25 protein-coding genes are annotated in these 25,561 nt (G+C 32.6%); 17 read left to right on the top strand and 8 right to left on the bottom strand.

The genetic code is table 11. The features are described 5' to 3' along the window. Positions 1–146: 146 nt before the first annotated feature. Positions 147–479 (bottom strand): hypothetical protein, encoded by a 333-nt coding sequence (locus tag ACFE3K_RS05295; protein WP_375358545.1) that lies wholly within the window; start codon positions 477–479, stop codon positions 147–149. Positions 480–598: 119 nt separating this feature from the next. Between ACFE3K_RS05295 and ACFE3K_RS05290 the strand changes: the two genes are divergently transcribed. Next, positions 599–874 (top strand): helix-turn-helix domain-containing protein, encoded by a 276-nt coding sequence (locus ACFE3K_RS05290; RefSeq protein WP_375358544.1) that lies wholly within the window; start codon positions 599–601, stop codon positions 872–874. On the opposite strand, the gene ACFE3K_RS05285 is transcribed toward ACFE3K_RS05290, so the two are convergent. The 3 genes from ACFE3K_RS05285 to lon all read right to left on the bottom strand — a co-directional run bounded on the left by ACFE3K_RS05285 (position 871) and on the right by lon (position 4,360). Next, positions 871–1,431, bottom strand: a complete 561-nt coding sequence (locus ACFE3K_RS05285) for an IS630 family transposase (RefSeq protein ID WP_375358342.1) — start codon at positions 1,429–1,431, stop codon at positions 871–873. The two genes, ACFE3K_RS05290 and ACFE3K_RS05285, sit on opposite strands and share 4 nt — an antisense overlap. Beyond that, positions 1,425–1,925, bottom strand: coding sequence for a helix-turn-helix domain-containing protein (locus ACFE3K_RS05280; RefSeq protein ID WP_375358543.1), 501 nt, complete (start codon positions 1,923–1,925; stop codon positions 1,425–1,427). The genes ACFE3K_RS05285 and ACFE3K_RS05280 overlap by 7 nt, the downstream gene beginning before the upstream one ends. An 89-nt stretch (positions 1,926–2,014) precedes the next feature. After that, on the bottom strand, positions 2,015–4,360 hold the full coding sequence (gene lon / locus ACFE3K_RS05275; RefSeq protein ID WP_375358542.1) for an endopeptidase La: 2,346 nt from the start codon (positions 4,358–4,360) through the stop codon (positions 2,015–2,017). Between the two features lie 89 nt (positions 4,361–4,449). On the opposite strand from lon, the gene ACFE3K_RS05270 reads away from it, so the two are divergent. From ACFE3K_RS05270 to ACFE3K_RS05245, 6 genes are all read left to right on the top strand, one after another. Continuing rightward, positions 4,450–5,451: a serine/threonine dehydratase gene (locus tag ACFE3K_RS05270; RefSeq protein ID WP_375358541.1), complete on the top strand. Its 1,002-nt coding sequence runs from the start codon at positions 4,450–4,452 to the stop codon at positions 5,449–5,451. A gap of 391 nt (positions 5,452–5,842) precedes the next feature. Continuing rightward, positions 5,843–6,292: a helix-turn-helix domain-containing protein gene (locus ACFE3K_RS05265; RefSeq protein WP_375358540.1), complete on the top strand. Its 450-nt coding sequence runs from the start codon at positions 5,843–5,845 to the stop codon at positions 6,290–6,292. Beyond that, positions 6,286–6,846, top strand: coding sequence for an IS630 family transposase (locus ACFE3K_RS05260; RefSeq protein ID WP_375358539.1), 561 nt, complete (start codon positions 6,286–6,288; stop codon positions 6,844–6,846). The genes ACFE3K_RS05265 and ACFE3K_RS05260 overlap by 7 nt, the downstream gene beginning before the upstream one ends. 248 nt (positions 6,847–7,094) lie before the next feature. Then, complete coding sequence (locus ACFE3K_RS05255) at positions 7,095–8,606, top strand: leucyl aminopeptidase (protein WP_375358538.1); 1,512 nt, start codon at positions 7,095–7,097, stop codon at positions 8,604–8,606. Further along, complete coding sequence (locus ACFE3K_RS05250) at positions 8,596–9,414, top strand: division plane positioning ATPase MipZ (protein WP_375358537.1); 819 nt, start codon at positions 8,596–8,598, stop codon at positions 9,412–9,414. The genes ACFE3K_RS05255 and ACFE3K_RS05250 overlap by 11 nt, the downstream gene beginning before the upstream one ends. 64 nt (positions 9,415–9,478) lie before the next feature. After that, positions 9,479–11,704, top strand: a complete 2,226-nt coding sequence (locus ACFE3K_RS05245) for a Sca4 family protein (RefSeq protein WP_375358536.1) — start codon at positions 9,479–9,481, stop codon at positions 11,702–11,704. On the opposite strand, the gene ACFE3K_RS05240 is transcribed toward ACFE3K_RS05245, so the two are convergent. Continuing rightward, positions 11,701–12,945 carry an AmpG family muropeptide MFS transporter gene (locus tag ACFE3K_RS05240; protein WP_375358535.1) on the bottom strand — a complete coding sequence of 415 codons (1,245 nt, stop codon included), beginning with the start codon at positions 12,943–12,945 and terminating at the stop codon, positions 11,701–11,703. The two genes, ACFE3K_RS05245 and ACFE3K_RS05240, sit on opposite strands and share 4 nt — an antisense overlap. A gap of 229 nt (positions 12,946–13,174) precedes the next feature. Here ACFE3K_RS05240 and ykgO point away from each other — a divergent pair, with 229 nt between their 5' ends. Further along, complete coding sequence (ykgO, locus tag ACFE3K_RS05235) at positions 13,175–13,300, top strand: type B 50S ribosomal protein L36 (RefSeq protein ID WP_094648811.1); 126 nt, start codon at positions 13,175–13,177, stop codon at positions 13,298–13,300. A gap of 221 nt (positions 13,301–13,521) precedes the next feature. Here the strand turns inward: ykgO and ACFE3K_RS05230 are convergent, their stop codons facing one another. Both ACFE3K_RS05230 and rph read right to left on the bottom strand, forming a co-directional pair. Beyond that, complete coding sequence (locus ACFE3K_RS05230) at positions 13,522–13,998, bottom strand: hypothetical protein (RefSeq protein ID WP_375358534.1); 477 nt, start codon at positions 13,996–13,998, stop codon at positions 13,522–13,524. A 222-nt stretch (positions 13,999–14,220) separates the two neighbouring features. Next, a complete protein-coding gene (gene rph, locus ACFE3K_RS05225) occupies positions 14,221–14,946 on the bottom strand; it encodes a ribonuclease PH (protein ID WP_375358533.1) in 726 nt (241 codons plus the stop codon). Between the two features lie 93 nt (positions 14,947–15,039). Between rph and grpE the strand changes: the two genes are divergently transcribed. From grpE to ACFE3K_RS05180, 9 genes are all read left to right on the top strand, one after another. Then, complete coding sequence (grpE, locus tag ACFE3K_RS05220) at positions 15,040–15,615, top strand: nucleotide exchange factor GrpE (RefSeq protein ID WP_375358532.1); 576 nt, start codon at positions 15,040–15,042, stop codon at positions 15,613–15,615. Between the two features lie 19 nt (positions 15,616–15,634). Then, positions 15,635–16,681 (top strand): AI-2E family transporter, encoded by a 1,047-nt coding sequence (locus ACFE3K_RS05215; protein WP_375358531.1) that lies wholly within the window; start codon positions 15,635–15,637, stop codon positions 16,679–16,681. Positions 16,682–16,690: 9 nt separating this feature from the next. Then, positions 16,691–17,353: an HdaA/DnaA family protein gene (locus ACFE3K_RS05210; RefSeq protein ID WP_375358530.1), complete on the top strand. Its 663-nt coding sequence runs from the start codon at positions 16,691–16,693 to the stop codon at positions 17,351–17,353. Between the two features lie 147 nt (positions 17,354–17,500). Beyond that, positions 17,501–18,916 (top strand): sigma-54-dependent transcriptional regulator, encoded by a 1,416-nt coding sequence (locus ACFE3K_RS05205; protein WP_375358529.1) that lies wholly within the window; start codon positions 17,501–17,503, stop codon positions 18,914–18,916. Continuing rightward, positions 18,900–19,478, top strand: a complete 579-nt coding sequence (locus ACFE3K_RS05200; RefSeq protein WP_375358528.1) for a biotin transporter BioY — start codon at positions 18,900–18,902, stop codon at positions 19,476–19,478. Before ACFE3K_RS05205 ends, ACFE3K_RS05200 begins: the two co-directional genes overlap by 17 nt. Further along, entirely contained in the window at positions 19,468–21,330 is a 1,863-nt protein-coding gene (locus ACFE3K_RS05195) for a pentapeptide repeat-containing protein (RefSeq protein ID WP_375358527.1), read from the top strand. The genes ACFE3K_RS05200 and ACFE3K_RS05195 overlap by 11 nt, the downstream gene beginning before the upstream one ends. 310 nt (positions 21,331–21,640) lie before the next feature. Continuing rightward, complete coding sequence (locus ACFE3K_RS05190) at positions 21,641–22,351, top strand: IS6 family transposase (protein ID WP_375358526.1); 711 nt, start codon at positions 21,641–21,643, stop codon at positions 22,349–22,351. 186 nt (positions 22,352–22,537) lie between these two features. Further along, entirely contained in the window at positions 22,538–23,473 is a 936-nt protein-coding gene (locus tag ACFE3K_RS05185) for a peptidoglycan DD-metalloendopeptidase family protein (protein ID WP_375358525.1), read from the top strand. Positions 23,474–23,775: 302 nt separating this feature from the next. Beyond that, positions 23,776–24,270, top strand: coding sequence for a hypothetical protein (locus ACFE3K_RS05180; protein WP_375358524.1), 495 nt, complete (start codon positions 23,776–23,778; stop codon positions 24,268–24,270). Positions 24,271–24,484: 214 nt separating this feature from the next. Here the strand turns inward: ACFE3K_RS05180 and ACFE3K_RS05175 are convergent, their stop codons facing one another. After that, the gene (locus ACFE3K_RS05175; RefSeq protein ID WP_375358523.1) at positions 24,485–25,447 is read right to left on the bottom strand and encodes a transposase; all 963 of its coding nucleotides are present in this window, start codon (positions 25,445–25,447) and stop codon (positions 24,485–24,487) included. Between the last annotated feature and the right edge of the window lie 114 nt (positions 25,448–25,561).

Genomic DNA, 25,561 nt, shown 5'->3' with positions numbered 1-25,561 from the left:
ACCAGTGAGAGCCTTCGGTGCGAATGACGGATTCGGGGTCTAAAAATTAGTCTTCTTGGCTATTTTTTTAGACCCCTGCGAAAGCAGGGGTGGCGATAATACTGAGCCTAATATTAACTTGTTACAGATACTTGAGGTTAAATAAGTTATAAATATTTTTGTTGGAGATATTTTAAAAATATTTCCGATTGAATGCGATCTTCACCCGTAGCCTCTTTAATTAATTCACTGGTATTTTTTAATGAGCCATAGCTTCTAATATTATTATCTAAGAATTGGTTTACACCATTGAATTCTTCTCTTGTTATTTCCTTTTTTATATTGTGATTAACTTCCTGTGCTTTTTTCATGACCATTGAAGTAATAATTGCTCCATTAGTATAGGATGGAAAATAACCAAAACTGCCCATTGGCCAATGTATATCTTGTAAGCATCCGTCTTTATCGTTCTGTGGAGTAATGCCTAAATATTCCTGCATCTTATACTAATTGCAATAATTAACACGGTGTTATAAAATGGGTTTTTAACTGATAAATAGGTACTCAAATAGCTAGGTTAATATTACCGCAAGGTTTTGAAGGTCATGATTTTATAAAAATGATGAAACATGAGCCGCATGGTCGAAATCGTATACGTTTATTGGCGATGTATCACCTTCAATTAGGCAAATCTTTTAAAGCCATATCTGAAATAGTGAAGTCACACTGGAAAACTGTGCAATCATCGCTCAGAAGATTTAGGAATCATGGTTTTGAAGGATTATTTGAATCACAAAGAAGCGGTGCCCCTAGGAAGATTAACAGTATACAAGAGTCTGCTATTTTTGATAAAATCAATACGCTCAGTGAAAGTAATACCAATTGCAATAATTAACACGGTGTATTTATCCAATCTCTATACATAATTGATTTTACTAAATCTACATTATGAGCAAGTTGATTCCAAGCGTAACAAGCCATAGTAACGATATCTTCATATACACCATAACATTGGTTAGACAAGAAATGATTTTTAATCCATTCCCAAACTTGTTCCATTGCATTAAGTTCCGGTGCATAGGGCGGAAGCGGTATCAAAGTGATATTGCTTGGCACAGTTAGTTTTTTGGCTGTGTGCCAACCTGCATTATCCGTTAGTAAAGCTATATGTCGGTTGCCTTGAATACTGCGAGAAAGCTCTTCTAAGAATTTATTCATTGCCTGTGTGTTTGCATATGGTAAAATTAATGCACAAGCTTCTCCTGTCTCATGGCAAGCAGCTCCGTAAATATATGTTGAAATAAATTGCTGTTGCCGAACTTTACGGGGTCTAGTGCCACGCTTAGCCCATATACGAGTTAAGCTACCTTGTTGCCCAACTCTAGTTTCATCCTGAGACCATATATCAACTTTACATCTATCGATATTTTTTGCTAATAATTTTGTTAACATGTCTGGAAAGTTTTTTTATATCTATTTTGAGTCTCTTGATTTGATTTTGGATGCATTGAACGAGAAGTAATCCAGCTAAAACCAAGGCGGTGCATAGTATTGTAGACTGTTTTTAAAGCACATTTAGCACCATATTCCTCAACTAACATGATATGTAGCTCCTTTCCAGTTATATACCCACCAGTTTTACTTTCACTGAGCGTATTGATTTTATCAAAAATAGCAGACTCTTGTATACTGTTAATCTTCCTAGGGGCACCGCTTCTTTGTGATTCAAATAATCCTTCAAAACCATGATTCCTAAATCTTCTGAGCGATGATTGCACGGTTTTCCAGTGTGACTTCACTATTTCAGATATGGCTTTAAAAGATTTGCCTAATTGAAGGTGATACATCGCCAATAAACGTATACGATTTCGACCATGCGGCTCATGTTTCATCATTTTTATAAAATCATGACCATGAAAACCTTGTGGTAATATTAACCTAGCCATTTGAGTACCTATTTATCAGTTAAAAACCCATTTTATAACACCGTGTTAATTATTGCAATTAGTATAATATGGTTACGTTAAAATCTTTGTCAACAGAACCTAGCAACTGTAAAATTATTATTCACTAAAGCTAATTTTAGTACTTGATCTATATTTGACACTGATAAAATTTCCAAGCTATTCTTTATATTCGGTGGAATATCTTTTAAGTCCTTGATATTCTCTTCAGGTATTAATACTGTTTGTATACCACCTCGGCTAGCAGCCAATAATTTTTCTTTTAGTCCTCCAATTGGTAACACTGTACCCCTTAGGGTAATTTCTCCAGTCATTGCCACAGTTCTTTTGACTGGTATTTTGGTCATAAGTGAAACAATAGTGGTAAATATTGCACATCCAGCAGATGGTCCATCTTTTGGAATTGCACCAGCCGGTACATGTAAATGGATATCAAGGTCTTTGTAATCTTCGTACTTCAGTCCAAAATTATTAGCTCTAGAGCGGAAACAACTATAAGCTGCTTGAGCGGATTCTTTCATTACATCCCCAAGCTTACCTGTAGTTTTAATATCTCCCTTTCCAGGGAATGACAATGCTTCAATGGTTAATAGTTCTCCGCCAACTTCTGTATAAGCAAGCCCCGTAGTACTGCCTATTTGGTCTTCTTTCTCAGCTAAACCAAAATTATGTTTTCTAGCACCTAAATATTCTTCAAGATTTTCAGATGATATTGATATGCTTTTTACTTCTTTGTTACTCAGAATCCTTTGCAATACTTTTCTTGTAACAGAGCTAATTTCTCTTTCAAGCGATCTTACCCCTGATTCTTTGGTATAATATCTGATTAACTCTAAGATTGCTCCATCATCAATAATTAGCTCATTTTTCTTCATTTGATGTAGTTTCAATTGCTTTGGTATTAAATAGTTTTTAGCAATTTGTGATTTTTCTTCTTCAATATAACCAGAAACATTAATGATCTCCATACGATCTAGTAAAGCTCTTGGCAAATTATAAGAATTGGCTGTTGCAATAAACATTACTTCTGATAAATCATATTCTACTTCTAAATAATGATCAACGAAATGGCTGTTTTGTTCAGAATCCAAAACTTCAAGTAAAGCAGATGCTGGATCGCCTCGGAAATCAGAACCCATTTTATCAATTTCATCTAATAACATAACAGGGTTATTAGTTTTAACTTTTTTAATTAAGTTTATGATTTTTCCTGGCATAGAACCAAGATATGTTTTTCTATGACCTCTAATTTCCGATTCATCTCTAATGCCGCCAAGAGCAAATTTAGTATATTTCCTACCCATTGCTTCAGCAATTGACTTGACCAGTGATGTTTTCCCCACTCCTGGAGGACCAATTAAGCATAGTATAGGTCCTTTAATTTTTTTAGAGCGTTGTAATACTGCTAAATATTCAATGATGCGATCCTTGACTTTCTCAAGACTAAAATGATCCCGATCCAAAATTTCTCTAGTTTTATTTATATCAGTTTTACTATTATCAAATTTTCCCCATGGCATAGCTAATATTGTATCAAGATAGTTACGAACAACTGAGGATTCACCTGACATTTGATTCATAAGCTTTAGCTTTTTCAGTTCTGATTCGGCTTTTTCTTTTGCTTCTTTTGAAAGTTTTAAGGTCTTAATCTTTTTTTCTATATCAGAAAAGTCAGATTTATCCTGCTCGAGTTCTTTTTGTATAGCTTTCATTTGTTCGTGCAAGTAATAATCACGCTGAGTTTTTTCAATTTGTTTTTTTACTCGTAGTTGTAAAGCTTGTTCTGCTTCCATTTGAGCCATACTAGATGTTAATGTATCTATTATAGTTTTAATTCGTTTTTGAGGTTTTGTTTCTTCTAATAAGGTTTGTTTTATTAGTAATGGTGCAGTCAGATAAGAGGCTAGCACATTAGTAATATAACTAAAATTTGTCGGATCTTTGGTTATTTCATCAGCGATTGTCTCTATTATTTCTGGATTAATTTTTTTATGATTCTTGGTATATTTCATAAATAACTCAATGACAATTGACGTAGAAACTTTTAAAGCTTCTATATCAATTACCTCTTCATCTTGTAGTATGCTATATTCAGCTTCAAACATTTCTTTATTAGTTATGTTATGAAGTTTAACCTTCTGCATTGCTTCAACAAGAATTTTTGCATTATTTTGTAATCTTACTGTTTGTATAATTTTAGCAATTACTCCTGTAGAATGAAGATCTTGAATATCTGGAGTGTCTTGATCTTGTTGTTTTTGTAACACCAATAATATATATCTATTAGTATCTGTAGATTTAGTATTCAGTAAGGCTTTTAGAGACTTTGTCCTACCGACAAATATGGGAGCAACTATGCCGGGAAATATCACCATGTCTTTTAATGCGAGTAGGGGTAATTTTTCTTTATTTGTCATACTAAAACCTTGAAAAATTTATATACTAAAGGGATTATTAACTATATAATGTTGCCGTGCTGGGATTTCAAGCTACATTTATTTTGTATATGCATTTATCACCTCAATCTCCAAATATAATATCAATAGCAAGTATTAGGGTAAAACAATATCTTCATTTGACTCCAATAGTCCAGTCTGAAACTTTAAATGAAATGCTGGGACATAAAATTTTCTTTAAAATAGAATCGTTGCAAAAAACTGGAGCATTCAAGGTTAGAGGGGTATTAAACCATTTATTAGAGTTACAAGAACGAAATCGTTTACTAGATAAAATTGTTGCATATAGTACAGGTAATCATGGAATTGGTCTTGCTTGGGTAGCAAAAATTCTTAATCTAAATGCAAGAATTTATTTGCCCAAAGATACTTCTCCAATTAAGCAACAAGCAGCAAGATATTACGGAGCAGAGGTTATACTGACCGATACTAGGCAAGTGGCAGAAGATAGGGCAAAAGGTGATATAGAAAATGGTTTCTACTATTTGCATCCTTCTGATAGCGATTCGAGTATAGCTGGGGCTGGTACTATGTGTTATGAAGCCTTGCAACAGCTAGAGTTTAGCCCAGATGCTATTTTTGCTTCTTGTGGAGGAGGTGGATTACTTTCTGGATCATATTTAGCAAAAAAATTACTGTCTCCATCCAGCTTGCTTATAGGTTCAGAGCCGGTTAATGCGAATGATGCTTTTTTATCTATTAAACAAGGTTCAATATATAGATTTACTGATTCACCAAATACTGTAGCCGATGGTTTACGTACTTTAGCAGTTTCACCACGTACATTTAATTATCTAAATAAACTTGATGATTTCTTTCTTGCTGATGAATATTCTATATATTACTGGACCGCTTGGTTAACGCATTTACTAAAAATTGCTTGTGAACCATCATGTGCTTTAAATATGGTTGGAGTAGTTGATTGGTTAAAGAGACAATCAAAACCTAAGAGAGTTTTAGTACTTATATCAGGTGGAAACATTGATCCTGCTCTTTATCAGGAGCTTTGGAAGGGGAATTATCTATCTAATTTACCAAGCCCATTAATGTAACCTACCTCTATTCGGGATAAGAATTAACTAATTCCTATCCTGAATTCAGTGAAATTTAGGACATGTTTACTTAATTGCAGTCCTCGTTAATGGTTGGATTTTCACCCGTTAAAGCACAGCTAGAGGCATTATAGCCAGCTGCTACATCAATAGAGGGATTGTCGTTTGTGCGAGAATCATTAATTGTTAGGTGGCTATTAGCACTGCTGTTAGATAGTTTTCAAGCTCTTCAGGGTTAGATAAAGCTTCCCCTAGGTCTCGTGAAATTTCCTTTAATACTAATTGCAATAATGAACACGGTGTTATAAAATGGGTTTTTAACTGATAAATAGGTACTCAAATAGCTAGGTTAATATTACCGCAAGGTTTTGAAGGTCATGATTTTATAAAAATGATGAAACATGAGCCGCATGGTCGAAATCGTATACGTTTATTGGCGATGTATCACCTTCAATTAGGCAAATCTTTTAAAGCCATATCTGAAATAGTGAAGTCACACTGGAAAACTGTGCAATCATCGCTCAGAAGATTTAGGAATCATGGTTTTGAAGGATTATTTGAATCACAAAGAAGCGGTGCCCCTAGGAAGATTAACACTATACAAGAATCTGCTCTTTTTGATAAAATCAATACGCTCAGTAAAAGTAAAACTGGTGGGTATATAACTGGAAAAGAGCTACATATCATGTTACTTGAGGAATATGGTGCTAAATGTGCTTTAAAAACAGTCTACAATACTATGCACCGCCTTGGTTTTAGCTGGATTACTTCTCGTTCAATGCATCCAAAATCAAATCAAGAGACTCAAAATAGATATAAAAAAACTTTCCAGACATGTTAACAAAATTATTACCAAAAAATATCGATAGATGTAAAGTTGATATATGGTCTCAGGATGAAACTAGAGTTGGGCAACAAGGTATCTTAACTCGTATATGGGCTAAGCGTGGCACTAGACCCCGTAAAGTTCGGCAACAGCAATTTATTTCAACATATATTTACGGAGCTGCTTGCCATGAGACAGGAGAAGCTTGTGCATTAATTTTACCATATGCAAACACACAGGCAATGAATAAATTCTTAGAAGAGCTTTCTCGCAGTATTCAAGGCAACCGACATATAGCTTTACTAACGGATAATGCAGGTTGGCACACAGCCAAAAAACTAACTGTGCCAAGCAATATCACTTTGATACCGCTTCCGCCCTATGCACCGGAACTTAATGCAATGGAACAAGTTTGGGAATGGATTAAAAATCATTTCTTGTCTAACCAATGTTATGGTGTATATGAAGATATCGTTACTATGGCTTGTTACGCTTGGAATCAACTTGCTCATAATGTAGATTTAGTAAAATCAATTATGTATAGAGATTGGATAAATACACCGTGTTAATTATTACAATTGGTATTATACCTACCTAAACTTGCACACTTGGTAATATTTATTCTATGTACTCTAACACAAAAAAATCATTGAAATTAATCACTTTTCTACTTAGTGGGGAATAATTTTGGAATATAATATTTAAAAGACTTCAAGAATTACTTTATTAATCCGTGGGTTTTTATATACTTCCATTATTCAGATTATTACGCTTACAAAAAGAATATATAAAATTAACCTCTCAAAAATAGGAATTTATGCTCAATAACATTAACTTTATAAGTAAAGAATTATCAAATAATCAAGCAACTGTAGTTTTCATTAACGAACAACTGAAATTAGAAAATGAGTTATTGCTACTTGACCAACAACATCATGGTTTAATTTCTAAAACTATTCAGAATAAATTAGTATTTGCTGGAAAATTTGGACAAATTAAAATTGTTAATTCTATCAGTAAGGATGGAGAGATAAGATATTTAATTATAGTGGGTATTGGTGATGAAACAAAACTAAAGACTTCTTGTATTGAGGAGATCGGAGGAAAAATTTTATCCAGTAGTACTTGCTGTAAAATTAGAACTATTGGTATAAAAATCTCTCATAATATTGGACAATATGAGCCAGCTGTTGTGGCGATGCTTATAGCTAGCGGCTGTTTGCTTGCTTCATATAAATTTGATAAATACAAAACTAAACAAAGCAAAATAGAAAAATTCGTCGTAGAATCTCTTGAAATTTCTACAAACAACAACTTTAAGGCAGAAGAATTATTTAATGATAAGAGATTATTAGCCAAAGCGGTATTTTTTGCTAGAGATATAATTAATGAACCAGCCAATATCAAAACTCCTTCATCTTACTCGGAAAAGATATTAGAGAATCTTGAACCGTTAGGAGTTGAAATTACCGTTATCGGCGAAAGAGAAATGAAAAACCTTGGTATGGGGGCTTTGCTTGGTGTTGGACAAGGTTCACAGAATGAATCTAAACTGGTAATAATGCAGTATAATGGTTTGGATGATGATACGCCCCCCGTGGCTTTTGTCGGGAAAGGAGTTACTTTTGATAGTGGTGGTATTTCACTTAAACCAGCAGCAAATATGGGAGACATGAAATATGATATGGCTGGTTCAGCAGCAGTAGTTGGAGCAATCATGGCTTTGGCTAGCCGTAACGCCCAAGTTAACGTGGTTGGGATAGTAGGGCTTGTAGAGAATATGCCATCAGGTAACGCTCAAAGACCAGGAGATATAGTAACCACTATGTCAAAACAAACAGTAGTGGTGGATAACACTGATGCAGAAGGTAGGTTAGTCCTGGCTGATGCAATTTGGTATACTCAAGAAAAATTTAAACCTCAATGTGTCATCGATCTTGCTACCCTTACTGGAGCTATCGTTGTTGCTCTTGGCAAAACTTATGCTGGATGCTTCGCTAATAATGATGAATTAGCTAATAAGCTAATAGAGGTTGGTAATAAAGTTAATGAAAAATTATGGCGTATGCCTCTGCATAAAGATTTTGATGAGATGATAAAGTCTGACATTGCTGATCTTGCCAATATTGGTAATGTCCCTGGAGCGGCTGGTAGTTGTACGGCAGCTCAATTTATAGGAAATTTTATTAAGGAAAGTATGGTTTGGGCTCATCTTGATATTGCTGGTGTTGCCTATAATAAAACAGGTAATCCTCTTGGTCCCAAAGGAGCAGTAGGTTATGGTGTAAGGCTTCTTAACCAATTTATCCAAGATCACTATGAAAAATAATCAAGTAAATCAAACAAATCATATTTTTGTAGTTGGTAATGAAAAAGGTGGAGCAGGTAAAACTACCTGCTCCATGCATCTTATTACTGCCTTACTTTATAATGGTCATACGGTAGCTAGTATTGATACTGATTCACGTCAGGGTTCTTTAACAAATTATTTAAAGAATAGGGCTGATTATAATCTAAAAAATCCGGATAAAACGGTTGCCGTTCCTCAGCATGTTCATTTAACTGAAAGCCAAGAACAAGTCATTAACCTTAAAGAAGAGGACGAAAAAACTAGGTTTGCACAAATATTTGAACAGGCAAAAAAAGCAGATTATGTAGTAATCGATACACCAGGAAGCTACTCTTTTTTATCAAGATTAGCTCACTCTTATGCTGATACTATAATTACGCCAATTAATGACAGTTTCCTTGATTTTGATGTACTAGGTAAAGTTAATGCTAACAATTTGTCAATTATTACTCCGTCAATCTATAGCCAAATGGTTTGGGAACAAAAAATGCAGAAGGCTAACCGTAATGGCGAAACAATTAATTGGATTGTAATGCGTAATAGATTAAGCAACTTGGATGCAGTAAACAAAAGGAATGTTGCTACTTCTCTTGAACAATTAGCAAAAAGAATTAGCTTTAAAATTGCCCCAGGCTTTAGTGAAAGAGTAATTTTTCGGGAATTATTTTTACAAGGATTAACATTACTCGACTTAACAACAGCTAATCATGGAAAAACACTTAGTATATCTCACGTAGCTGCTCGACAAGAATTACGAGATTTCTTAAATTTTCTTGAAATTATTTGAGTGTATAATCAATATAACCATTAGTTCGATATTGAACTGAAGCAAAAAAGTCCAAGAGGATAATATGACAACACCATTGATATCAAAATTTATCGGTTGGAATTATTTGGCAAAGAAATCACTTGGAGCTAATGATGGTGGAGAATTAGGAGGAATATACAAAAGTTCTGATGACCTTCTATCCATGATTAAAAGCGAAGGGGATTCTCGAAAAAATATATCAGAGTTTTTGGGTTCGCAAATTTTTCAAGCAACAAATCCAAATCATGGAGCTAAAGTTTCTCTCACTGTACCTGATCATCTTAGCGAAAAAGTACATCAGCAAGGAGGACTTCAAAGTGATGGCTCTGAGGTATATGTACGGTCTGAATTTTTTAAGAATTATAGTGGTGATATGTATGTAGATATGGATAAACACATGTCTACAAAAACTAAACCAAGTGGTTGGCTTCGAAAAGATGGGGGAAGACCGATTTTCATGGGAACAAGAGAATTATTATCTAATACTTTAAGCAAAGCTTTTGAAGAACTTCATTATAGTTCTTTTGATAAAATAGCTCCAACTAGTTTATTAATAGGTGACTTTGATATTCATACAGGTAACATAGGAGTTATAAGAGACCCCGAAGATTCTACCATTCTTCCCAAACTAGTTCGTATAGATTTTGCTGGAAGTCTTGACCAATTAGAGGATAACATCCATCCATATTCTTGGTCTAGACATCTACCATTACTAGGCCCAACTAACCATTTTAGGGAATTCCCAAGTAAATTAAGTCATAATGATTCATTTGTAAAAGGTTTACTTGATACTGCCCAAGTCGATTTAAATAAGACTATCGATGACAGTTTTGCAGAATTATCGAAATATTATAGTGACAAAGCACTAGCAAATTGGGCGAAAATGGCAATGTGTCAGAAATTTAAGGACATAGCCCCAGAAAACATAAAGATTGCTGATGTGAAAGATGCTCTTAAAGAGACTATGCACAAGAGACAACAATCATTAAAAGAATATGGGTTGCAAATTAAATTGGGCCTTTTAGTAACAAAAGGAAAAATTAACACACCAAAATTACGAGAATTAGTCCAAGAACATCCCGATTATTTTAACAATATAATCAACCAAACCAAAAAATTAAAATTAAGAAAAGAAACTAAAATAAAGTATATTATAGGCTATAAAGCCCGAGAAGTATTATTAATTAAAGAAATAGTAAAAATATTACAAGAAGAAAAACAGCTACTGACCAAAAAAACAAGCGATCTCGAACCATCTATGCAAATATCTAGAAAAGCACTAGACGTTATGCTGACTCACGAAACAACAACTACTAATGTTCAATCCTCAACCTCCAAAGTGGATTCTATAACATTAGCCTTTAGACAAGAAATTATTGCCAAACAACAAGCACTATTACAACACGTCCTTGCTGAAGCAAATATTCAGACGGATAAAGGAGTTGCAATTGCAGGTCTTGCTACTAATTCTCAGGAATTTAAAGAGTTTGTAGAAAATAACAACGGATTAATACAAAAGGCTTGGGCTGCCCCCAGTGTAAAAGCAAATATAGCACAAGACATGAATGATGAAGTACAAAGTTATGCTAAAGTCCTTCAGGCTAATCATTTTAAACCTTTAACTTGGAACGAACAAGAAACAGTAACAAACACAAGCTCTACTAGATCAAGGGCTATTAAAGTCAAAGATGAAGAATTATTTAAATTAATAGAAACTAATATAAAGACCTCTAAGAAAGTAATGTTAGAAGATGGCGTAACAGAGAGAGAGATTAGTAATTATCGAAATATTAATCTACCATTAACAATCAAGCCATCTAGTACAGCTGTCCATCTTTCATTCCCGGTACAAAACGAGAAAGGTGAAAATATTGCAAGCTCGAAGGCACTTTATTGTACTGCTCACTATAACGAGCAAGGAAAACTAGTAGAAATAACCAACCCATTATCACTAAAGTTTGCTGGGGATGATAAAGATGCTATAGGATATATACAAAGAGGGAATAATATCTACACTATCCCTGTAACCAAAGGGCAATATGAAGCAATGGTACAAGAAGTAGCAAAAAATAAAGAATGTAATATCAATATGTCACAAGCTATTATTCCCCTTGAGGCAAGCGACTCTATAGGTGAATTAACGCAGATTCAGAGTAGCTTAAAACATCATGTGAACAACACTCCACCTGAAACAAACACAGTAGTATCAACAAAACAAAAGACATTATCCCGACACCAACAACGTAATAGAACTCATGGTTACATTTAATATTTCATTTTTGCTTTTAATAGTGAGCTGATTTTTAGTAGCAGAAGTAGAGAAGGAATTGTGATTATAATAATAAATGTAAAAAAGCTTTTCCATCCAAATTGTACAACAATATATCCTGAAAGAGCTGGAAAAATCGATCTTGAAAATCCCATCATAGAAGAAAAAAATGAATACTGAGTGGCACGAAATTTGCCTGTGCATATTGAAGCTATAAAAGCAATGTAAGCTGTCATAGCCATCCCGCAAGTTATACCTTCACAGACTGTAGTAATAAAGAATAATGGTAGATTTTTGCCATAAATCTCATGCACAATAAGTAAGGTATGTGCGATTGCATGAATTACGCCAAATATCAGCAAACTATCTAAGATATTCTTTTTTTTCATCACTAAGCTGGCTATTAGTCCGCCAATTATTGTAGATATTATACCAAAAAATTTTCCTGCACTGGCTATTTCAAATTCGTTATAACCAAGATGTCTTAAGAAGGGATTCATCATCATAGTAATAAAATCATCTGGTAATCTATATAAAATAAGGAAAACTGCTATTAAAAAGACTAAGGAAAAAGACCCTACAGGTTTTAAGATATTTTGTACAAAGTTTGAAATATTTATTTTATGATCTAGATAAGTTTTTGAGGCTAAGTCGTGTTCTAACCGCAAGATACTTGTAACCAAAATAGCAGAACAAACAAGTACAGAAATGGCAAAAATTTTATATATATTATTCCATCCTAAATAGCTTGACAGATAGATAGCTCCAGAACTTGAAATTAGCATACCAATACGGTAGCCAAAAATATAAATTCCAGAAGCTGCTCCTTGAGATTCTTTTGCAATAATTTCGGTTCTGAAAGCCCCTAGGATACTATCTTTAGCTGAACTTAAAAATGATATTATCAAGCCTACTAGTGCAAACAATATTAGACTGTGGTGAGGATTCATGGTACTTAAAAGAAAAATAGTAAATGCCAACAAAATCTGGATTAGACAAATCCAAGATAATCTATGACCAAGCAGTTTGCTTAATTGACCTAAATGTATAGTGTCAAAAATAGGAGTCCATAAAAAGTTAATAGAATAGGGCATTATGATAAAAGCAAACATACCAATAGATTGTAAGTCAATATTTTCCTTGGCCAACCAGTAGTTTAAAGTATTACCTGTAATCATTAAGGTAAACCCGCTAGTTAGTCCAAATAACCAAATAACGAATAATTTTAAAGGAGTTAACATAAAATTAATATTGGAAAAAAGTTAGAATACCGTAATAATTTTTTTATACAAGCTAGATTTCTCTACATCGCAGTACATCCCGACTTTTAAATTACTCTAAAGAAGTTTTTAGGTTGACTGAATTGATAAAAAATATTATTATTACTTTTTTAAACTTAAGCTAGTGAAAGTGTGAAGGTTGATTTATCACTTTCTAGGTTTTTGCAAGTAATACCAAGGATAGTTTTATATGAAAGTTGTAAGTTCATTAAAATCTTTAAAGAAAAGAGATAAAGATTGTCAGGTTGTAAAAAGAAAAGGTAAAATCCTTGTAATAAACAAGAAAATCAAAAGATTTAAAGCTAAGCAAGGCTAAAATGTATATTTACAGGGAAATTTGCGCAGCCAATAGTTAATATGTAGTAAGTATACTGCTCGTAAATGAAGAGTTGGTAGACGAAGGTCAACTTCAAGAAGAGCTAGGAGTGTCAAAGTCGAGCAGCGGAGCGTACATTAGTACGTGAGCAGCGGAGATCTTTAGACACGACAACGCCAATTCTTGAAGTTCACCGAGTATATTAACTACGAGCGATGATATTAACGTTCAATAAGTTGTGTTTTTCTCTTTTCATCTCCTATTCTTTGTACAAATTTGGCAGTTGTAGTAGGAGTTTTCTTTTGTGTTTTTTCCTTAACTTCTTTAGTCTTAAGTGTAATAGGTTTGCTGTCCACATGTTCTGAAAGGTCATATTGCCCAACATTCTTGCCGGTTAATACATAAGTCACATAATCTATCATATGTTTTATAAAATTGCTAAGCCCTCCTATAGAATGAGCTTCTAGCTGAAACCATGTTTTCCCGTCTTTCGTTTTTCCAACTAAAAATTCCCTAAATATTTCTCCAGCTTGCACTGATGCATCTGGCTCAGCTTTATTACCTCTATGATGTGAAGAGATTCGTTCTTTAACTAATCCTAAATCTTTTAAGGTATCATACATATCTCCATTGTCCTCAACCATTACATGAGCTCCTTTTAGAAAATCACCCGCATGCTGCAATACAACTTTTTCCATTATATCTATTATTACACCAGCTTTTTCAAGGCTACCCTTTGGATCTATAGATTTTTCAGGTGTTTTGATTATATTTATGTATAAGTTTTTCTTTACTGTCTGCTGGATTTATGTTAAGACCCTTAACACGATCAACTAAAAGATTTTTTCAATCTTCAACATTTAATTCTGAATATCTAGTAAAAAATTCTTTTATAGTCATAAATATTCCATGTAACAATATTAAATTGTGCTATTTAATAATATTTGGTTTTGTAGCTTGAATAGATCAGAGGAAGCAAAACTCGCCAATTTTAGCATATCATAAAATTGCTCTTTGGAAAAGGGGGTTTTTTCTGCTGTGCTTTGAATTTCTATTATATTTCCATTGCCTGAGAAAACAAAATTGGCATCTACTTCCGCGTTGCTATCCTCTAAATAATCCAGATCAACTATGGGCTGTCCTTTATATATACCGCATGAAATAGCGGCTACTTGGCTAATTAAAGGATTAGTTTTAAGTATTTTTCTAGCAATTAATGATCTAATCGCTAAATGAAGTGCAATATAGCTACCAGTAATTGCCGCTGTTCTAGTTCCACCATCGGCATTAATTACATCACAATCAATGATAATTTGCTTTTCTCCCAAGGCTTTTAGATCAATTGCCGTACGCATCGATCTGCCAATTAGTCTTTGAATCTCTTGTGTCCTACCAGACTGTTTTCCTTGCGTTGATTCACGCTTCATACGTTGGTGGGTTGAGCGAGGTAACATACCATACTCAGCAGTTATCCAACCTTGATTTTGCCCTCGTAGGAATGGCGGAACATTTGTTTCATATGTTGCACTACATATTACATGGGTATTGCCGAACTTAACAAGACACGAACCATCAGAGTTAAGCAGAACTGAAGGTTCAATTGAAATATTGCGTAATTGATTATTCTTTCTATTAAAAGCTCTCATGGATTATTACTTAAATTAAAATTGACTTGAAAATACAAAGATTTACACTATATTTTAAGAAAATAGATTTTTGCAAGAAAAAAGGCTGTAAATATGGAAAAACAACAAGATAATAATAGTAATAATCAGGAAATTGACACTGACGCTCAACTGCTAAATGCAGTAGAAAACCAACCTTCCGATTCTCTAACATTACAAGATAGTTTGCAAGAGATTGCTAGTTTGAAAAATCAAATTGAAGTTTTACAGGATAAATTGCTAAGGACAATAGCCGAATCTGACAATACTAGAAAACGTTTAGAAAAATTAATTGAAGATGCAAAAGACTATGCAATTTTCTCTTTTGCTAAAGATCTGCTAAGTGTTAACGACAATCTTGCTAGAGCTTTGGAGCATAAGCCACAAAATACGGAAGGTGATCTAGCTAGTATTATTACCGGGGTAGAAATGACTAAAAGTGAATTGACTAGCATACTAAAAAAGCACGGTTTAGAATCAATAGAGCCATTATTAGGGGAAAAGTTTGATTACAATATACATCACGCAATTTCACAAGTAGTATCAGATGAATATGATCAAGATAGTATTATAGGTATTATGCAATCAGGCTACAAGATAAAAGATAGGTTAGTTAGACCTGCTATAGTGCAAGTATCGAAAAAAACATGAATAAAGAAAAGGCATAATCTTGGATAAAGTTATTTTTTGGGTTATTGTTATTGGGACTGTTATAGTAACTTTGACTTTGATCTCTGATGTATTGATGCCATTTCTTATAGCTGGGGTAATATCATATATATTACATCCTATAGTTGATAATCTCTCATTACGATATAAACTATCTAGAACTATAATAGTTTCGGTAATTTCTTTGCTGTTTTTCAGTATTTTTACTATAGTGGTTGTGGTAGTGTTGCCTATCATATATCAACAAACAACTCTACTTATTAGTAAAATTCCTGCTTATAAAGATTACTTACAAACTGAATTAATACCGGTTATTACGGCAAAAGTTTATTCGATAGATCCAAATATTGCCGATAAGATAAAAGATTCTATTAGTAATTTTGTTAATGGCATATTTTTGCTTATCACAGGTCTTGTTAATAATATTTGGCATGTGACGAAGGTAACAATCAATTTATTTGTGTTAATTTTATTAATACCGCTTATATTGTTTTATTTTTTACGGGAGTGGCTAACAATGGCAAAGAATATAGACCTCTTGCTACCTTTAAAAGGTAAAAAGAAAATTCAAGAAATATTATCAGCAATTAATTGTTCCTTATCTGCTTATATAAGAGGGCAACTAAATGTTTGTTTGTTATTATCAGTTTACTATGGAATCTCTTTATCGATTCTTGGCGTAGATCTAGGTGTATTATTAGGGATATTATCTGGTTTCTCAATAATTATACCATTCGTTGGAGTTTTTATATCCTTTTCTCTTACCATGATTGTTAGTTATTTTACTTTTGGTATGGTCAATAAATTATTTTATATAATAATTATCTATCTGATTGGTCTAATAGTTGAGGGGTATATTTTATCACCGAAAATCATAGGTGATAAAATAGGATTACATCCTCTTTGGATAATATTTGCGGTTCTAGCACTGGGTAACCTATTTGGCTTTATTGGTATATTTTTTGCTGTGCCAATTGCTAGTATAATAAAAGTTTTGTTTTTAGCCGCTATCGACTTTTATAAATCCAGTAAGTTTTATAAAACTTAAACATTAATTATGCCAAACTCCCAGCAATATATATTACCATTATTTAGTAATAATCTATATGCTCTAGATAATTTTATTAATTCACTTTCTAATCAAGTTGCATACAATTCAATCAAAAACTGGTCTGTATCTTGGGGAAGTAAACCGTATGAGTTTACAGTTTTGATTTACGGACCACCATCCTCTGGTAAGACCTATCTTAGTAAAATATGGCAAAATTTGTCGAATGCATTTTTTATAAAAAAAGACTTAGATATACTTAGTGCAGAAGATATAATGCAGTATAATGCTTTTATTATGGAAGATATAGAATTTTGGGATGAAAGGAAAGTGCTCCATTGTTTTAATTTAATAAGTGAGTATCGTAAATATTTGTTGATGACTACAGGAAGTTTAGCTAGTAATTTTGTGTTACAGGATTTATCCTCAAGAATTAATGCTGTTGTAAGATTAGAAATAAACCAGCCTGATGATGAATTAATGACCAAGTTAATCTTTAAGTATTTTTCTGATCAATCGCTTAAGGTATCTGACTGTGTAATTGAATATTTATTAATTAATTTGCCGAGGCAATTTGATCAAATGATAAAATTATTAGGGATAATAACGCATTTTGCATTAGTTCATAAACGAGCTATTACTGTTCCTCTTATAAAACAAGTTCTTAAATAGTATAGTCTTATCACGAATTCGCATGCCGTGGTGTGGGCTTAATATGTATAATTTTGATTATGTGGTAAAAATGTTATAAAAATTAGTTGATTTCTTTTATGTAAGCTATTAACGTATAATTTCAATAATTAGTTTTAGGAAAAATCAATGTCTATAGATGTTCTTGTTGTTGATGATGAAGCAGATATTAGAGATTTAGTCTCAGATATTTTAAAAGAGGAAGGATTTACTACCAAGACCGCTGCTAATAGTATTCAAACTTTTAAAATACTCCAGGAAAGAACCCCCTCGGCAATTATTCTAGATATTTGGCTCCAGGGTAGTGAACTTGATGGACTTGGGATTTTGGAAATAGTAAAAAAACGCTATCCACTAATGCCCGTGATAGTTATTAGTGGACATGGTACTATTGAAACTGCAGTAAATGCTATCAAAATGGGTGCATATGACTATCTAGAAAAGCCATTTAGTCATGATAAGTTAGTGATTTTATTAAAAAGAGCCTGTGAAGCAGCTAAGTTAAAGCGTGAAAATCTTGATCTGAAATCAAAGGTTATTGATAAAACTGAGCTTATAGGTAACTCTCACATTACAGCTAAGCTTAAGTCTGATATTGAAAAAGCTGCTTTAGCTACTAGTAGAGTATTGATTCAAGGTAAAATTGGTAGTGGTAAAGAACTAGCTGCTCGGTTAATTCATAAAAAATCAAAAAGGGCTAATGCTCCTTTCGTAATCTTTAGTCCAGTATGCATGAATCCTGACCGAGTCCATCAAGAATTATTTGAAGGGATAGAGAACCAAGGCGTTATACGTCCTTCGATATTAGAAATAGTAAATAATGGTACTTTATACATAGATGAAATTAGTGGTTTGCCAGTTTCGGTACAAGTAAAATTGCTTAAATTTGTGCAAGATCAAATGTTTCATAAGGGGGGCAGCAAAGCAATAAAATTAGATATAAGGATTATTGCTGCAACTTCTAAGGTTATACAAGAAGAAATAAGTAAAGGTGAACTATTGGAAGATTTATATCATCGCCTCAATGTTATTTCCTTAAAAGTACCATCTTTATATGATAGAAAAGATGACATGTCTGTATTAGTCAAATATTTTGTTAAACAACTTGCTAAGTTTTCTGGTTTAAAAGCACGTGAATTTTCTGATGAAACTATTGCAGCTCTGCAAGTTTATAATTGGCCAAGTAATATAAGGCAATTACGCAATGTGATAGAATGGACTTTAATTATGAATCCACTATCTTCAAATAATAATGAAGTAATAAAACCATCTATGATACCACCAGAAATTCTAGTTAATAGTGCTAGTTCTGCAAAGCAGGAAGATAATGTTGATATGATGACCATGCCACTTCGAGAGGCAAGAGAGATTTTTGAAAGGCAATATTTAGCCGTTCAAATGTATAGGTTTAATAATAATATTTCTAAGACCTCATCCTTTGTAGGTATGGAACGTTCGGCTTTACATCGTAAATTGAAATTGCTCAATTTACATATTCCTAATAATAAATTTAACGAAGAGGAAATTTATGACAGTTACGAATAAGAAAACTCTAGCAAATTTTATAGCTAATAAGCATGCCGTAGTTGTTATTAAAGTGATGATGGGGGTAATAGCTCTCTTTGCTGGAGCTCAGATTATTATTCCTACCCAGCCAGTACCAGTATCTATGCAAACTGTGGTGGTTAGTATTATTGCTTTTACTTATAGCCCTCGACTTAGTTTTGCTACGATTTTAACTTATCTTACAGCCGGAATAGTAGGGCTGCCAATGTTTACAAAATTATCCAGTGGTTTATATTTTCTTCTTGGTACAACAAGTGGTTATCTTATAGGAATGTTATTGGCAGCTCCTGTTATGGGTATAATTAATAGTAGGTTGTCTGAAAAATTTACTAAGAGATTTTTAGCAGGGTTTTTTAGCTGTCTTATTGGTCACGTTATAATTTACTTTTTGGGAGTTAGCTGGTTGACAACAATTATAGGAATTAAACAAGCTATTTATAGTGGGTTTATAGTATTTATACCAACTGGTTTAGTGAAGATATTAATATTTTCTTCTTTATATCATTATATAACAGATGTAAACAGAAAGAATGTTCTGTAATATCTTTAAGCAGCCTCGGTGTCATTCGAGCTACGGCGGAAATGACGTTAAAGGAAGCAAGATTAGCATCTCTTTTGTTGGCGAGTATTTTAAACTAAAATTCTTTATTCTAGCTTTACTTTTATTCCTTACCGGATGTTCGGATTCTCCGAGAGATGCAGATGGTTTATTATCTAATAGTCAAAGTCTTGTTATTAGGAATTATATAATAGAGCAGAATAAAAATAAGGTACGAGTAAATATTAAAAGTAAATTTGGTTCAAATTTAAGGGGATTAAAATTATTAGGTGTTAAACTGAAAGATGAAGACCTTTCTAGTGTTGATTTAAGTTTCTGTGAAATATCACGTGTGGATTTCTCGGGAGCAAATTTTGAGAATGCAGTTCTAACAAAATCTGTAATTCAAGAAAGTGATCTCTCTAATACTAGATTAAAAAATATATCAGCTTATGGCTCAGATTTTCAAGCATCTATATTTGAAAATGCCAATTTGGAAAATAGTAATTTTATTCAATCAAATTTTGAGGACACTGATTTTATCAAAGCTAATTTAGAAAATGTTAATTTTGAAAATACCAATCTTATTAAAGTTGTATTTGATGGTAGTATTATAAGTAAATCTAATTTTCAGAAAAGCAATTTAGGAAAAAGTAGTTTCAAAAATGCAGTTATATCAAACTCTATTTTTTATGGTACAGATTTGCGGCAAATATTAGCTAATTACGCTAGTATCACTAATTGTTATTGTAAATCTGTAGATCTAACAGGGGTGGATTTTACTGGAGCGATTATTAATAATTCAGATTTTACTCATGGTATTATTAATCAGGCTCAATTAAAAAATATAAAACTTACTAACTCGTTATTCTCTTTTTCTTCTTTCCAGTCTGTAAATTTTACCAATGCAATTATTGAAAGTTGTAATTTTGAAAATACCAATTTTAATAATGCACAATTGCAGCAAGTGCAAATTCAAAAGAGTATTATGGATAATACTCACTTTAATAACACTAGCATAAAGGATCTATCAATAAAGAATTGCAGTAGCATTTTGCTTAAGTTAAATAAAATTAACATTGTTAATAGCGATATTGAGAATAGTAATCTTACTGGTATATTACTGAATAATAGCTATGTCAAACAAGCAACTATTATTAATTCTGATTTGACTAATAGTGAGTTAATAAACTCTAATTTCTCTAATACTCAATTTAATAAGGTGAATTTTACTAAAGTGCTTATGCAGAATACTGTTTTAAATAGTACCAAATTTGTTGATAGTAATTTTTATCAAATGGCTATCATAAATTCAGAGTTGTCAGAAGTAACCTTTGATAATTCATCAATTATAAATTCTCAACTAAATAATGTGAGATATAAAGATAGTAATTTTGTTAATTCAGATTTTAATAGAAATATTGTATTAAATAGTCAAGACTTTGATAAGCTTAAGTTAACAAATATTATATATTCTGTAAAAGATTTAGAGCAGGTAAAAGACTTATCAAATATGAATTTACAAGATTTAAATTTACTAGATCTTGTATTTAATCAAACTATTTTTTCAGGTTCTGTTCTTAAAAGGGTAGATTTATCTAATTCTAAGCTTCAGAGTTGTATATTACAAAATACTGACTTAACTATGGCAAATCTAAATAACACAGATTTTAGTAAATCATCGCTTATCGGTAGCAAATTAGAATCTGCCAAACTTTATAATACAAATTTTAATGATACTGATTTAACAAATGTTAATTTCATTAAAGCCTTTGTTAGTAAACTATCTTTAGTTAATGCAAAGCTGAATGGAACTAAAGGCCTTGATGGTCAGGGCAATAAAAATATAGAATAATATAACCTACGCGAATTTGGGATAAGAGTTAGTTAATTCTTATCCTGAATGCTGGGGTAACCTGAATTATCTTGATGACAAAATATGTATTTTATAGTGTCTATAAAATTAAGTCTTAACTTTTTATAAATTAAATTTGATAAATTAAATGTTCTTAGGTTATTAAGAAAAATGTCATGATATTTTTACTTATATTAGTAGTATTTACGGCACCGTCAAGTTAAGAGAAATGTAAATTAAGTATTGAGCAAATGTAGGGAATAATTTATAGATTATTATCAGTGACAATTGTTACCTAAATTTCAGTGCTATGTGTATTATTCAATCCCCAAAGAGACATCGTTTTCCAGTAAGCATTATTAGCCATGCAGTATGGTTATATCATCGATTCAATAATAGTTACAGAGATGTACAAGAACAGATGGCCTATCGAGGTATTATTTTAAGTCATGAGACAGTAAGATTTTGGTGCAATAAATTTGCGGTTTATTTTCAAGATGTTATCAGAAAGCGAGAGAGGAAACCAACTGATAAATGGCATTTAGATGAGATGAATATTAAGATTCAAGTCGAGGTATTTATATTATGGAGAGCTGTTGACTCTGAGGGGCATGAATTAGAAGTATTACTGCAGAAGCGTCGTAACAAAAAATCAGCTATTCGTTTTTTATCAAAATTATTGGGTCATTATCCAGCTCCAAGAGTAATTGTTACTGATAAGCTCAGAAGTTACATTAAGCCGATTAAGCTTATGTGCCCTAAAACTGAGCATCGCACTCATAAAAGACTAAATAATCGTGTTGAGAATGCTCATCAACCAACTAGGCGCAACGAGAAGATATTAATTAAATTTAAGCATCCTAATTCAGCCCACTGTAAATTATCACTGATGGGAAAAGTCAGAAATATATTTGCCGTAAATGTTGGAAGATATAGTAAAACAGCAATTGAGCAAAGAATTGCATTTGCATCAGCTAAATCCATTTTGGACGAAGCCACTCAAAGACTTCTTGCTGCCTGAAATCTAAAAATATAGCTCTTTTTGATACTATTTTACTTAACTTGACGGTGCCATCCAGAGTGATCACTGGCTATTATAAGATCGTAAGTTTTCATAATTACTTAATTTTGATAAAAAAATACTAGACTTGATTCTATATTACAGTTAGTTTATTGCATAATAAAGTTGCAAATTTTTTGGTAAGTTATGAAGAGTAATATAGTTTTTGTCTATTTTATAGTCTTTTTGATTTCTGGATGTAGCACACAACCTCCAGCCCCTATTGAGTATAATCATGGAAAGGATTTTACCAAAAAGTCTACAACCATCAATTCACTAACTACAGCATATTCCGAGAATAAGAACATATTAGAAAGCGATGAAGATGAAATAATAAGTAGAGAAATTGATGAGAAAGAAAAAGATTTTGACGCTCCAACTGCTTTCTTAAAAGATCGTAATGCCGTAGAAACTGAAAATCGAGACGATGTAATAATAGTTCCAAAAGTGAAACCAAATGATAGTAAGCTAATCTACCACGAGGTGCAACAAGGAGAAACATTAGTATCAATAGCAAATGATTATGGTCAGAAGGTTGAAGAATTAGCTGAGCTAAATAACATGTCTGAACCATATCATCTTAACAAATCTCAAATTATCATGATAAAAGTTAGTACTGAGCTATTAAATAAAAAAAACCAAGAAATATCCATAAGAAAAAGTGCTATAAGAGAAGCAGAAAATGCTGTACCAATTAATACCCCCAAATTTATCAAACCAATCGATGGTAAAATTACTATCAAATTTGGTGAGCAAACATCTAAGGGAAAAAGCAAGGGGATTAATATTGCTGCAGACGAAGGAACTGCTGTAGAATCTATTGCAACAGGTCAAGTAGTGTTTGCAGGTAATGATACAAAGTTTGGTAATTTATTAATAATAAAGTTAGATAATAGCGACCTTTATGTTGCTTATGCTCATTTGCAAGACCTACTTATTCAAAAGGGAGCAACAATTTCACAAGGCAAGATAATAGGACATGTAGGGAGTACTGGAGATGCTAAATATCCTCAGCTACATTTTGCTATTCGCGAGGGAAAGATAGCTGTTGATCCGCTGAAATATGTAGACTATAAAAAATAATGAATAGGAATACAATAACAATTGTTATGTTTTTAAGAATTGATTAATAATAAGTTTCTTAGGAACTTACACTTGAAGCACTGCTATCAAGTTCACAATTGAAGAAACAGGATTGAGTGATTTGTTTCCTAGAAGGAGCGAATTCTATTAGGAACTATAGGACAAATTAAGTTGTTAACTATGAGTCAAATACGTAGCTGTATTTGTTTTTTCTACTATTGATATGATTTCTTCTTGCACTATCTATGTTAAGTCTATAACATAAGTAAACAGGTTCTGATAAACAAATATAGAGAAATAATATGATTATTAACACTATGTTGATAGAACAACTTGCTGCAGAGGCTTTTTGGTTCTTTGTATATAAGTATGACATGCAAAGTACAGGCTTTCCTGACTCTATAGATGACATTCCTGACTTGATGTGGTCTAGGGAGATTGCTAGGAAAAAATTAATACAGTTAGGAGAAGCAGATGAAGAAAAACTAGTAGAACGACTCTATATGTTGGTTGCAAATGTAATTGCTACTCATGGGAAAGAAGAGAAAAATATTATTGGTACAATATATATTGAAGACTTTAAAGAGTGTAAAGAAAAAGATTTTCCTTATACACATCTTATTACACAATTAGTTAATGATTCTGATGAAAATTATGATTTAAAAATAAAAGGCCAAATACCACATGTTGGTACATTACTACTAAGAACTCCTTTTCCTTCTGGGGTGTTATTGAAAGAAATTCCTGTAAAATCAAATTTATTAATTCCAAATACAAACAATGCATTAGGATTTTAAAAAACGATGGTTCTAATGCCAAAAAGTATATCAATATTACCTGATAATGCCTACGGTTATCGTGCATTTATTTCAGGTATATTTTGTATTTCTACCACAAAACCTGCAGATACTATTTGGCATAAAATTATTCCAATAGTATTTGTTCCCTTGAAACACAAAAGTTTTACAATATATCCAAATGATTTGAGTATATATTTGTTACTCTATATTTTCATGCTTTCTTATTTTTATCATCTGGCAAAAATCCTCTATATTGTGCATCCCAAAGAGTTTTATATAGCCCTCCTTTAGCGATTAACATAGCATGAGTACCGTCTTCCACAATTTTGCCATGCTTGAATACTAAAATACGATCCATATGCAGCAATGTTGATAAACGGTGAGCAACGACTATAGTTGTAGCATTACTGGTCTCCAAAACTTCATCAATAGATTTTTGAATTAGAGCCTCGGTTGGTGAATCAAGTGCCGATGTTGCTTCATCTAAAATAAGGATTGGTGCATTTTTTAAAATAGCCCTAGCAATTGTAATCCGTTGCCGTTGTCCTCCACTTACTTTTACCCCTCGTTCACCAACTATTGAATGGTAACCATTGGGCATTCGTAGAATATCATCATGTATTCTAGCTTTTTTACATGCTTCTTCAATCTCTGGTAAAGTAGCATCATATTTAGCTAGCTGCAAATTTTCTAAAATAGAACGATGAAACATTGTAATATCTTGCAGGATTACTGAAATATTGCTTCTTAGCGACTCTTCCGTTACCTGTGAAATATCATATCCATCAACTAATACCAATTGCAATAATGAACACGGTGTATTTATCCAATCTCTATACATAATTGATTTTACTAAATCTACATTATGAGCAAGTTGATTCCAAGCGTAACAAGCCATAGTAACGATATCTTCATATACACCATAACATTGGTTAGACAAGAAATGATTTTTAATCCATTCCCAAACTTGTTCCATTGCATTAAGTTCCGGTGCATAGGGCGGAAGCGGTATCAAAGTGATATTGCTTGGCACAGTTAGTTTTTTGGCTGTGTGCCAACCTGCATTATCCGTTAGTAAAGCTATATGTCGGTTGCCTTGAATACTGCGAGAAAGCTCTTCTAAGAATTTATTCATTGCCTGTGTGTTTGCATATGGTAAAAAATTAATGCACAAGCTTCTCCTGTCTCATGGCAAGCAGCTCCGTAAATATATGTTGAAATAAATTGCTGTTGCCGAACTTTACGGGGTCTAGTGCCACGCTTAGCCCATATACGAGTTAAGCTACCT

This window comes from Candidatus Tisiphia endosymbiont of Neophilaenus lineatus (assembly GCF_964264975.1).
Taxonomy (GTDB): Bacteria; Pseudomonadota; Alphaproteobacteria; order Rickettsiales; family Rickettsiaceae; genus Tisiphia.
The sequence above is the reverse complement of the archived record's forward strand: the minus strand, read 5'-3'. Positions and strand labels throughout refer to the sequence as shown.

What these genes read in the sequence shown, in the direction of transcription:
- ACFE3K_RS05295 (WP_375358545.1), bottom strand. Translation starts at nt 479, where the DNA reads ATGCAGGAATATTTAGGCATTACTCCACAGAACGATAAAGACGGATGC.
- ACFE3K_RS05290 (WP_375358544.1), top strand. Translation starts at nt 599, where the DNA reads ATGATGAAACATGAGCCGCATGGTCGAAATCGTATACGTTTATTGGCG.
- ACFE3K_RS05285 (WP_375358342.1), bottom strand. Translation starts at nt 1,431, where the DNA reads ATGTTAACAAAATTATTAGCAAAAAATATCGATAGATGTAAAGTTGAT.
- ACFE3K_RS05280 (WP_375358543.1), bottom strand. Translation starts at nt 1,925, where the DNA reads ATGGCTAGGTTAATATTACCACAAGGTTTTCATGGTCATGATTTTATA.
- lon (WP_375358542.1), bottom strand. Translation starts at nt 4,360, where the DNA reads ATGACAAATAAAGAAAAATTACCCCTACTCGCATTAAAAGACATGGTG.
- ACFE3K_RS05270 (WP_375358541.1), top strand. Translation starts at nt 4,450, where the DNA reads ATGCATTTATCACCTCAATCTCCAAATATAATATCAATAGCAAGTATT.
- ACFE3K_RS05265 (WP_375358540.1), top strand. Translation starts at nt 5,843, where the DNA reads ATGATGAAACATGAGCCGCATGGTCGAAATCGTATACGTTTATTGGCG.
- ACFE3K_RS05260 (WP_375358539.1), top strand. Translation starts at nt 6,286, where the DNA reads ATGTTAACAAAATTATTACCAAAAAATATCGATAGATGTAAAGTTGAT.
- ACFE3K_RS05255 (WP_375358538.1), top strand. Translation starts at nt 7,095, where the DNA reads ATGCTCAATAACATTAACTTTATAAGTAAAGAATTATCAAATAATCAA.
- ACFE3K_RS05250 (WP_375358537.1), top strand. Translation starts at nt 8,596, where the DNA reads ATGAAAAATAATCAAGTAAATCAAACAAATCATATTTTTGTAGTTGGT.
- ACFE3K_RS05245 (WP_375358536.1), top strand. Translation starts at nt 9,479, where the DNA reads ATGACAACACCATTGATATCAAAATTTATCGGTTGGAATTATTTGGCA.
- ACFE3K_RS05240 (WP_375358535.1), bottom strand. Translation starts at nt 12,945, where the DNA reads ATGTTAACTCCTTTAAAATTATTCGTTATTTGGTTATTTGGACTAACT.
- ykgO (WP_094648811.1), top strand. Translation starts at nt 13,175, where the DNA reads ATGAAAGTTGTAAGTTCATTAAAATCTTTAAAGAAAAGAGATAAAGAT.
- ACFE3K_RS05230 (WP_375358534.1), bottom strand. Translation starts at nt 13,998, where the DNA reads ATGGAAAAAGTTGTATTGCAGCATGCGGGTGATTTTCTAAAAGGAGCT.
- rph (WP_375358533.1), bottom strand. Translation starts at nt 14,946, where the DNA reads ATGAGAGCTTTTAATAGAAAGAATAATCAATTACGCAATATTTCAATT.
- grpE (WP_375358532.1), top strand. Translation starts at nt 15,040, where the DNA reads ATGGAAAAACAACAAGATAATAATAGTAATAATCAGGAAATTGACACT.
- ACFE3K_RS05210 (WP_375358530.1), top strand. Translation starts at nt 16,691, where the DNA reads ATGCCAAACTCCCAGCAATATATATTACCATTATTTAGTAATAATCTA.
- ACFE3K_RS05205 (WP_375358529.1), top strand. Translation starts at nt 17,501, where the DNA reads ATGTCTATAGATGTTCTTGTTGTTGATGATGAAGCAGATATTAGAGAT.
- ACFE3K_RS05200 (WP_375358528.1), top strand. Translation starts at nt 18,900, where the DNA reads ATGACAGTTACGAATAAGAAAACTCTAGCAAATTTTATAGCTAATAAG.
- ACFE3K_RS05195 (WP_375358527.1), top strand. Translation starts at nt 19,468, where the DNA reads ATGTTCTGTAATATCTTTAAGCAGCCTCGGTGTCATTCGAGCTACGGC.
- ACFE3K_RS05190 (WP_375358526.1), top strand. Translation starts at nt 21,641, where the DNA reads ATGTGTATTATTCAATCCCCAAAGAGACATCGTTTTCCAGTAAGCATT.
- ACFE3K_RS05185 (WP_375358525.1), top strand. Translation starts at nt 22,538, where the DNA reads ATGAAGAGTAATATAGTTTTTGTCTATTTTATAGTCTTTTTGATTTCT.
- ACFE3K_RS05180 (WP_375358524.1), top strand. Translation starts at nt 23,776, where the DNA reads ATGATTATTAACACTATGTTGATAGAACAACTTGCTGCAGAGGCTTTT.